Annotated in this window: 9 protein-coding genes; 4 read left to right on the top strand and 5 right to left on the bottom strand. The window is 36.3% G+C overall.

All coding sequences use genetic code 11. The features are described 5' to 3' along the window. The 3 genes from D8M03_RS18040 to D8M03_RS10875 form a co-directional block, all read right to left on the bottom strand. Positions 1-146 (bottom strand): HTH domain-containing protein (locus tag D8M03_RS18040; RefSeq protein WP_342768807.1); only part of this gene is annotated, 146 nt, incomplete at its 3' end. 129 nt (positions 147-275) lie between these two features. After that, complete coding sequence (locus D8M03_RS10880) at positions 276-944, bottom strand: DUF1129 family protein (protein ID WP_121214805.1); 669 nt, start codon at positions 942-944, stop codon at positions 276-278. Beyond that, positions 928-1269, bottom strand: coding sequence for a PadR family transcriptional regulator (locus D8M03_RS10875; protein ID WP_121214804.1), 342 nt, complete (start codon positions 1267-1269; stop codon positions 928-930). The genes D8M03_RS10880 and D8M03_RS10875 overlap by 17 nt, the downstream gene beginning before the upstream one ends. A gap of 519 nt (positions 1270-1788) precedes the next feature. On the opposite strand from D8M03_RS10875, the gene D8M03_RS10870 reads away from it, so the two are divergent. Beyond that, complete coding sequence (locus D8M03_RS10870; RefSeq protein WP_121214803.1) at positions 1789-2646, top strand: malate synthase; 858 nt, start codon at positions 1789-1791, stop codon at positions 2644-2646. A 366-nt stretch (positions 2647-3012) separates the two neighbouring features. Here D8M03_RS10870 and D8M03_RS10865 read toward each other — a convergent pair whose 3' ends face one another. Further along, positions 3013-3693, bottom strand: a complete 681-nt coding sequence (locus tag D8M03_RS10865) for a phosphoribosylaminoimidazolesuccinocarboxamide synthase (RefSeq protein WP_121214802.1) — start codon at positions 3691-3693, stop codon at positions 3013-3015. Positions 3694-3810: 117 nt separating this feature from the next. Here D8M03_RS10865 and D8M03_RS10860 point away from each other — a divergent pair, with 117 nt between their 5' ends. Then, positions 3811-4986, top strand: a complete 1176-nt coding sequence (locus tag D8M03_RS10860) for a PstS family phosphate ABC transporter substrate-binding protein (protein ID WP_121214801.1) — start codon at positions 3811-3813, stop codon at positions 4984-4986. A 117-nt stretch (positions 4987-5103) separates the two neighbouring features. Here D8M03_RS10860 and D8M03_RS10855 read toward each other — a convergent pair whose 3' ends face one another. Further along, a complete protein-coding gene (locus D8M03_RS10855; protein ID WP_121214800.1) occupies positions 5104-5304 on the bottom strand; it encodes a cold-shock protein in 201 nt (66 codons plus the stop codon). Positions 5305-5491: 187 nt separating this feature from the next. On the opposite strand from D8M03_RS10855, the gene D8M03_RS10850 reads away from it, so the two are divergent. Both D8M03_RS10850 and D8M03_RS10845 read left to right on the top strand, forming a co-directional pair. Then, positions 5492-7165, top strand: coding sequence for a formate--tetrahydrofolate ligase (locus D8M03_RS10850; protein WP_121214799.1), 1674 nt, complete (start codon positions 5492-5494; stop codon positions 7163-7165). A 111-nt stretch (positions 7166-7276) separates the two neighbouring features. Then, entirely contained in the window at positions 7277-7984 is a 708-nt protein-coding gene (locus D8M03_RS10845) for a gamma-glutamyl-gamma-aminobutyrate hydrolase family protein (protein WP_121214798.1), read from the top strand. The last annotated feature ends 179 nt before the right edge of the window (positions 7985-8163 follow it).

The raw sequence follows: 8163 nt of genomic DNA, 5'->3' as shown, positions 1-8163 counted from the left end.
CGAGGTGTTTTGCCTGCTAAATATTCATCTATAAATTTACTTTTAAATGCATCTGCGTAAGTAATGGTACGTTCGCTTACCTTTAATACATGTGGATTCTTTTGTAGTTGTTCAATCTGTTCTGGTGAAAATAATTGTTTACTCATCGCTGTCTTCTGTCCGTCCTTATTCCTCTTGAAAGTCTAGTATATAAAAAATACCTGTGAATAGCACACTCTTTTTCAAGTGTCCTATCCACAGGTACCATATTAGATAAACAATTCCTCTTTTGTTTTTCATCGTTGTTCGCGGATTTTTTTCATTAGGAACGATATTAGAACAAGCACACATCCTACACCAAACATACCATACTCACCTAATTCGATTGCGCGGCCAAATGCTGGCATCTTGTTGGCAAGTAGAGCAATCGCTATGGAACCTATCATAAATGTTAGCCCTGTAAAGACATAGAATTTCTTGGACTTTGATGGATTAAAGGAATCTTCCTTTAGCATTTTCATGAATATCCAAATCACCAACGCTAACAAAGCCATGAACGCACCGATAATGAACAAGGCATTTCCTGCATAGATGGTTTTTGACTGTCCCATAAAAATATCCATTATTCCAATTACAACCGTAAAGCTAGCCAATAACGTGGTCATTAACTCTACACCAAATACAAAGATATTTCGGAAAGGTTCAGTCGGTAGATTCTCTACGACATCATCCGCCAGTTCTTTCGGATTTTTTCCAAACACCTCTTCTGCTGATTTTCCTTCTTCCTGTGCTAACAATAAATGATCCACAATCTCTAGTAACACTTCTTCTGTCGCACGCTCATCCTTAAATAAATGAGATCGTATATACGTTAGAAAATTTTCATAATAGGTTACATTTTCTTCATTTAGTAATTTTCGCTTTTTATTATTTTCTGCTATGAGTGTTTTAATTGGTTTCTTCATTTTGATTCCCCCCTAATAACACCGTAATCGGTTGCGCAATGGCAGCCCATTGTTCCTTAATTTCTTGTAAAGCTTCTTTCCCAAGTGGCGTAATTTCATAATATTTGCGGTCTGGACCAGCAGGAGATGGGCGCATTTCTCCTTTTATATAGCCATTCTTCTGCAAGCGTAGTAACACCGGATAAATCGTTCCTTCGCTAACATCCTTAAGTCCTGCTTGCTGTAGCTTTTGAGATAATACATACCCATACACAACCTCTTTTTCAATAACTGATAACACACAACCATCTAAAATCCCCTTTAATAATTGCGTACGAATGGACATTTAAACACTCCCTTGTAATACAAGATAGCGACCTAAAAATATTACTACCTTGTAAAACAAAGTAGCCTTTGTTAATACTATATTGCATTACCAAATAGTTGTCAAAGTTAAAGCTGTGTTTCATAATCATAAATTCATTTGTGGAAAATTAAGTTGTTATGCAAAAAGGGAAATTAGTAGCAGTTTTTTTTGTTGTCTCTCATTATATGCAAAGAATTTAAGGCGCATAGTGAAGAAGGGTGGTGAAGGAAAAGAAAGATTTTATAAGAATCACTACGAATTCGATTGTTAATAATATATTAATGTTTTACCGTGCGGATTGAAATTTGTTCTTAGTTAAACAATGTGATATAATTGAATAATAATTGATGAGCGAACGCATTTTAATTTTTTCTGTACGTGGTCAGAGGAAATTAAAATGCTTTTTTTTTCTTCATCGAATGAGTTTGGACGGTTATACACGGTTAAAAGTAAAAGAAAATAGCTAAACTGAGCTATTCGAATGGAGGAAAATAAATAATGAATTTAATTGATAAAAAAGTTACACATAAGCAATTTGGTGAAGGTGTAATTGTTTCAATAACTGATTTTAGTGTGAAGGTGCAATTTAGTGTGGAAGAAAAAAAGTTTATGTATCCAGAAGGTTTTTCTAAATACTTAACATTGCATGATAAGACGGAAGCAAAAGTTTTACATGAAATTCTACAAGTAAAAGAGGTTGAAAAAAAAGCTGCTGAGCTACTTAAAGAGCAGGATATTTTGAAACATCGAAAAAAACAAAAACAACAATTAGAATACGATAAGTTAACTAATAATCATAAGTTACATCCAGAATCTCAAGTTGTTTTTTGGTGTGACGAAGAAGAGAGCCATAGAGTGTTTGAAAAAGGTCAAGTTTTTGTTGGTGAGGTTAAAAGCGGTGTCAATAAAGGCAAACCAGTAAAAATGAATCGCGTACATGAAAATAGCGCAGTTTTATTAACAAGCAAAGAACCTGGTACTCAGGAAGAGGATCGCCTTATTCATGGAGTGTTTATGGTGAAAAAAGGTTATATCGGGAAGTTAAATGAAAGCGGGTTTATTCCAGCGCATTCTAATTATAACATCCAATTGTCAGAGGAAGAATCGAAGCAAATGCCTTTTTGGAAATACTATAAAAATAAAAAATCACCTAATAAAATTTCTTGGAATACTGGAAAATATAAATATTTTGATAATGAATGGATGGCTCAAATTATCTTATATATTTACTCAATTAAAAAAGATCCAATGGAAAAACAAATGGTCCAACAATTTTTATTCCATTTTTGTAAAATGAATAATATTTCAGTGGACGATATAACACTTCCGAAAGGTTTATTAACTTTAAATAAGTAATATTGGAGTTAAAGCAAGTCAAAGAAAACGGGGTTGGGACAAAACTAAAAAGACACTATTTTTCTAACTTGAAAAATGGTGTCTTTTTGATCTGAAGAACGTTGATTTCCATTCCGTGTGGACGCTTTCCGCGGGCATGGCCTCAACTAATTTTTGCCGTCAATGGCCGGCAAAAATGGATTTTCGGCTCATGCTATTCCCGCAGGAAGCTGTGCTCTGTAGCGAAAGGCGAATGCCGTCAGCTACACTCAGCCACACTCCATTCCAATCAACTTTTTCTTAATAGCAGATTTTCATCACTATATTTTTTAATAAATTTTAAAAACCACCTTTTGTTCCAAACTCGTTTCTCATTTTCTAATTCTATTATAAAAACATCTTCTCTAATTCAAGAGGCTCAATGTATTCTCCGTCTTTGTAAGCACGCATGTTGCCGCCTGAAATTTCGTCGATTAGAACGATTTGTTTGTCCTCTCCAACTCGTCCGAATTCGAATTTGATGTCGTATAGTTCGATACCTTTTTTCGCAAGTTCTTCTTTTACGACATTTCCGATTTGTTGAGTCAGTGATTTTAGTTGTTGGTATTCAGCTTTAGTTAAGATGCCTAGCATATCTAATGCGTCTTCGCTAATTGGTGGGTCTTCGCGTAAGTCGTCTTTTAATGTTACTTCCACGAATGCGTCAAGAGGTTGTCCTTCTTTTGCATATAATCCATAGCGGCGTAAGAAGCTTCCTACTGCACGGTAACGGCAAATGACTTCAAGACCTTTCCCAAACACTTCGGCAGGCTTAACTGTCATAGTCGCGTCTTCGATATTTGCATCAATATAATGCGTTGGAATGCCTTTTTCATTTAAAATTTCAAAAAAGTATTTTGTTAAACGTAATCCTGCGCGGCCAGCACCTTCTAATGTTAACCCAACTGAGTTTGCGCCTGGATCAAACACGCCATCCACACCTGTTACATCATCTTTGAATTGTAATAAATAATTACCATCTTCTAATTTGTATACATTTTTCGTTTTACCTGTATATTTAAGTTCCATTTTCATTCTCCTTACATGTTATGTTACATCCATTATTATAATATAAAGTTGGCAGTTGATGTCGGAAAATTCGAACTAACTAGAAAACTCCCTAAAAAAGTAGGATTCTAGTGATTTATGTCGAATGATAAAGGAGAGGAGGTATTTACCTTGAATTTCTTTAGTTCATTGTTGGTTTTATTCTGTTTTCTATTTGTATTAGCACCTGTATCGTTCATGTTTTTATTAGCTGGTCAACTGCACTATATTCCGCTAATTTTAGTCGTTGCTGTGATTCTTTATCTATTAATAGTTTTCAATATTTATAAATTCTTCAAAACGAAAAAACGGAAAATGGTATTTGGGATTGTCAGTGGAGTGGCGCTGGCCATTGCTTGCATTTCACCAATAAAACAATTGTATTTAAATTCAATTCCTACTGTTGATGCAGAAGTGGACATTTATCAATATCGCCCATTTTCTGAAGAATCCATTGTGGTGGAGCTAGAGGAAGAAGCTACGTTGAAGCTTACGGAAGATTTGCCAAAAATTGATGGAGCAACAGCGTTATACCCGCTCTATTCAGCCATTGTGCAAGCAACTTATCCGGAAAAGGATTATTACCCATACGATAGTGAAGTGATGGTCAATACAACACCGGATGCCTATGATAATTTAATCAAAGGCAAGGTGGATATGATTTTTGCAGCGGGTCCATCTGATTCGCAACAAAACTATGCGAAGCGTTTAGGGAAGGAACTGAAACTTACGCCAATTGGAAGAGAAGCATTTGTTTTCTTTGTGAATCAGAAAAATAAAGTGGATGGATTAACTCTAGATCAGATTAAAGGGATATATTCTGGTGAGATTACGAATTGGAAGGATGTTGGCGGAAATAATGACGAAATCCGTGCATTCCAACGTCCTGAAGAAAGTGGCTCTCAAACGGCATTACAAAAGTTAATGGGGGATACGCCAATTAAAGAGGCTCCTACAGAACAAATTGCTACTGGGATGGGAGAGATCATTCGTGAAGTATCTCAATATAAAAATTTTAAAAATGCTATTGGGTATACCTTTAGATATTACTCAAATGAAATGGTGAAAAATGATCAAATTAAATTGTTGGAGGTAAACGGGGTAGCACCGACAAAAGAAAATATTCGAAATGATAGTTACCCGATATCTTCGGAGTTTTATATTGTCACAGCTGGCTCGACAAACCCGAATGTTGAAAAATTGATTGATTGGGTATTATCTGAGCAAGGTCAACAATTAGTAGAAAAAGTTGGATATGTACCATTAGAACCCTAATTTTTTAGGGTTTTTTTATTCGCCCATAAATTGTTGGAAAGCGCCCATAAACCCATTAAAACCGCCCATAAAACCTCAATAAAAAAAACCAGCCCAAGATCGACTGGTACCCTTACCTTATAGTTTAATGACGTTTAAAGCTTGGGGACCGCGATTTCCTTCCACGATATCAAATGTTACATCTTGTCCCTCTTCTAACGTTCGAAATCCTTCTTCCTTTATGCCAGTGAAGTGAACGAAAACGTCCTCACCATTGGAGCATTCAATAAAGCCGTAACCCTTTTCATTATTGAACCACTTTACTTTGCCTTGGTGCATAGAGTCGTTCTCCCCCTTAGAAATAGTTAATGGCAACATTAAGAAAATTATGATTATTACGAATAAAATATACATGATTCCAAGATAGGTGTCAACATTTCGACATTTTTCGAAAAATATGAAAGGTTTTCCTGTTAAATGGTAAGCTAACATATAGAATGAACATATGAAAGTAGGTTAGTACGTTATGACTGTGTCAAAACCATTATCAGACTTACAAATTGCAACATCCGCAAAAATGAAGCCGATTACTGAAATTGCGGAGGCCGCGAATATTCCCCTTGAAGCAATTGAACCGTACGGAAAATATAAAGCAAAAATTAACACAAACCTCATTCAAGGTACACCATCTGGAAAAGTTGTGTTAGTAACAGCAACAAGCCCAACACCTGCAGGAGAAGGAAAATCTACTGTAACAGTTGGTTTAGCAGACGCATTAAAACAGCTAAATCAAAACGTGATGGTGGCATTACGTGAGCCGTCATTAGGTCCAGTAATGGGTATCAAAGGTGGAGCAACTGGTGGTGGATATGCGCAAGTTGTGCCAATGGAAGATATCAATTTGCACTTCACTGGCGACCTACACGCGATTACTACGGCGAACAATGCATTAGCAGCGTTTATCGATAACCATATTCATCAAGGAAATGTACTTCAAATTGACCCACGACGTATTATTTGGAAACGTGCATTAGATATGAATGACCGCGCTTTACGTAAAGTAGTCGTTGGCCTTGGTGGACCTGGTCAAGGTATTCCGCGAGAAGATGGCTTTGACATTACCGTGGCATCTGAAATTATGGCGGTGTTCTGCTTAGCAACAAGTCTCGAAAATTTAAAAGAGCGTTTGGGAAATATCGTTATAGGATATACGTATGCAAAGGAGCCCGTTTTTGTGCGTGATTTAGGTGTGGAAGGTGCATTAACTTTATTATTAAAAGATGCATTCCAACCAAACCTTGTGCAAACATTAGAAGGAACACCTGCGATTATCCATGGTGGGCCATTTGCAAACATTGCCCATGGTTGTAACTCCATAGTTGCAACACAAACAGCTCGTAAGTTAGCGGATATCGTCATTACAGAAGCTGGTTTTGGGGCAGATCTTGGAGCAGAAAAGTTTATGAACATTAAAGCGCGACAAGGCGAATTTGCACCAAGCGCGGTAATTGTTGTAACAACTATTCGTGCTTTGAAAATGCATGGTGGGGTAGCAAAATCCCAATTATCAGAAGAAAATGTAGAAGCAGTTCAAAATGGGTTACCAAATTTAGCGAAGCATGTGGATACAGTTCGTGCATTTGGCGTGGAGCCAATCGTATCTCTAAACCGTTTTATTACCGATACTGAGGAAGAACTAGCTGTTGTGTTAAATTGGGCAAAATCAATAAACCTTCGCATCGCTCGCACAAATGTATGGGAAGAGGGAGGAAAAGGTGGTCTAGAATTAGCACGGGAAGTTTTAGAAGTACTAGACCAACCGAATAATTTTTCTCCAATTTATGAGATTTCTGATTCCATTGAACAAAAAATCACTGCCATTGTGCAAAAAGTGTATGGTGGAATTGGTGTACAATTTACAGATGAGGCAAAAAAACAAATGGCACAAATCGAATCATTTGGATGGGATATGTTACCGGTTTGTATGGCGAAAACACAATATTCTTTGTCGGATCAACCGAAATTATTAGGCCGTCCAATAGGGTTCACAATTACTGTTCGTGAAATTATCCCGAAACTCGGTGCTGGATTCCTAGTTTGTTTAACAGGAGATATTATGACAATGCCAGGACTTCCTAAAACACCTGCTGCACTTCGCATGGATGTTGATGAAAATGGGGAAGCAGTAGGGCTATTCTAGTAAAAACAAAACATCTTAACGAGACCAAATCGTTAAGATGTTTTTTATTGATAATAGATTTGTTTTTTTCTTCCAAAAAAATGATAATAAAAAATAGGGAGGGAAAATGATATGAAGAAGCCGATGATAGGTGTTTTACCCTTATATGATTCTGAAAAAGAAAGTTACTGGATGTTGCCTGGATACATGAAAGGGATTGAGGATGCAGGTGGAATCCCGATTATGTTGCCGTTAACAACGGATGAGGAGATTATCTTAAGATTAGCAGAATCCTTTGATGGATTTTTATTTACAGGTGGTCAAGATATCAATCCAGCGTTATACGGTGAAGAAAAAGAAGAGTTATGTGGGGAACTGTGTAGTGAACGAGATATGATGGAGACCATTCTTTTTAAAAGAGTACTAGAATTAGATAAACCTGCATTTGGTATTTGTCGTGGTCTGCAAGTATTTAACGTGTTGTTAGGAGGAACATTATATCAAGATATTCCAACTCAGGTTAGTCAAAGTCAGATTCAACATAAACAAAACCCACCATATACAGAACCTATTCACAGTGTGTATATAAGAGAAGGGTCCATGCTACATAAAATTCTCCAAATAGATTCTATGAAAGTAAATAGTTATCACCATCAGGGGATAAAAACTATTTCTGAACAGCTAGTCCCTATGGCAACTGCTGATGATGGATTGATAGAGGCAGTTTCGATGCCAAATAAAAAATTCGTATTAGCCGTTCAATGGCATCCGGAGTTCAACTATAAATTAGACGATAATAACTTTAGGTTGTTTTTAGAATTCATAAGAGCGTGTCAATAATTGAACAATAGGATAGGTACCACTTGTGCATCTATCCTTTTCTTATAGTTTAAACTGATTCATCCATCGATTTAGTTGTGAGTTAATAAAATAACATTACGGCATCACCTTCCTTTAACATTATGAATTAACAATGCTAATTGAAAGCTTTGTTTAAAGTTCAGAAAATATACTATTTT

Source organism: Ureibacillus endophyticus (assembly GCF_003628435.1).
Classification (GTDB): Bacteria; Bacillota; Bacilli; order Bacillales_A; family Planococcaceae; genus Ureibacillus; species Ureibacillus endophyticus.
The sequence above is the reverse complement of the archived record's forward strand: the minus strand, read 5'-3'. Positions and strand labels throughout refer to the sequence as shown.

Bases quoted from the DNA above. Each gene is read 5' to 3' on its own strand.
- D8M03_RS10880 (WP_121214805.1), bottom strand. From the start codon at position 944: ATGAAGAAACCAATTAAAACACTCATAGCAGAAAATAATAAAAAGCGA.
- D8M03_RS10875 (WP_121214804.1), bottom strand. From the start codon at position 1,269: ATGTCCATTCGTACGCAATTATTAAAGGGGATTTTAGATGGTTGTGTG.
- D8M03_RS10870 (WP_121214803.1), top strand. From the start codon at position 1,789: ATGAATTTAATTGATAAAAAAGTTACACATAAGCAATTTGGTGAAGGT.
- D8M03_RS10865 (WP_121214802.1), bottom strand. From the start codon at position 3,693: ATGGAACTTAAATATACAGGTAAAACGAAAAATGTATACAAATTAGAA.
- D8M03_RS10860 (WP_121214801.1), top strand. From the start codon at position 3,811: ATGTCGAATGATAAAGGAGAGGAGGTATTTACCTTGAATTTCTTTAGT.
- D8M03_RS10855 (WP_121214800.1), bottom strand. From the start codon at position 5,304: ATGCACCAAGGCAAAGTAAAGTGGTTCAATAATGAAAAGGGTTACGGC.
- D8M03_RS10850 (WP_121214799.1), top strand. From the start codon at position 5,492: ATGACTGTGTCAAAACCATTATCAGACTTACAAATTGCAACATCCGCA.
- D8M03_RS10845 (WP_121214798.1), top strand. From the start codon at position 7,277: ATGAAGAAGCCGATGATAGGTGTTTTACCCTTATATGATTCTGAAAAA.